Source organism: Vibrio sp. 1580 (assembly GCF_033340055.1).
Genome location: NZ_JAWOVT010000100.1, coordinates 1 through 960, shown reverse-complemented (window position 1 = coordinate 960; position 960 = coordinate 1). Strand labels below are relative to the sequence as shown.

Annotated in this window: 1 protein-coding gene; it reads right to left on the bottom strand. The window is 45.4% G+C overall.

The window, feature by feature from the left end:
• Positions 1–775 (bottom strand): phospholipase D-like domain-containing protein (locus R7093_RS24295; RefSeq protein WP_318146892.1); only part of this gene is annotated, 775 nt, incomplete at its 3' end.
• Positions 776–960 lie beyond the last annotated feature (185 nt).

The window sequence follows — 960 nt, the reverse complement described above, 5'->3', positions numbered from 1 at the left end:
CGATCCAACGCCCAACGCCGCTACTCTGTTTAAAGTATGCAGGATCGACAAGGTTCATTGACCCTGTATAGGCAATGTCATCATCAATAACGATGATTTTACGGTGCTGGCGAAGATCAAGACGACGTAAGAACATACGCCACATCTTCACTTCGAGCGCCTGAATAACCTCGATACCCGAATCTTTCATCATTTTGTACCAAGGACTTCTGAAGAAGCGTGGGCTACCCGCAGAGTCCAATAGCAGCTTCACATCCACACCACGTTTAGATGCTTGGATAAGAGCGGATGCTACCGAATCGGCCAAGCCGCCTGGGTGCCAAATGTAGAACACCATTCGAATGCTCGTTTTGGCATTCTCGATGTCTTCGATGATGGAGTGCAGAATTTCATCAGGAGATTGTTGCAACGACAGAGTATTCCCGCTCAGAGCAGGCAGCCCAAGACGGTTGTTACACAGTTCATCGATGCGGTAGATATGGCGACCCATGGTTTCAGGCATGTGCGCGTGGCAATCATTGAGTTGACTAAACCACTTGGCAAAAGGGGTAAACATCTCTTTTGCTCGTTCAGCTCGTTTTCTGCCTAAGTTCAGCTCACCAAATAGGAAATAGCACGCGACGCCAAGCACGGGAAGGATATAGATGATCATTAGCCAAGCTAAAGACACGCTCACCGCACGACGCTTCAAAACAACGCGTAAAGTAACACCAGCAACTAAGAACCAATACAGTCCAATGCCAGTAAGAGTAAGAAAATGATAGAACTTGTCCATATACGCTCAAAGTAATATGCCCATCTAGGATATTAAGCATAAAAGTGGGTTGGGGGAACAGATTTCCCAATGAGAAGTGGGATTGACCCTACATGAGGAACAAATTTCATAACAGACGAGTCTGCTATTTTAATGTGAAAAATAAGGCTATGCATTAACTGTTGAACAAAAAAGCAGCATTTAAC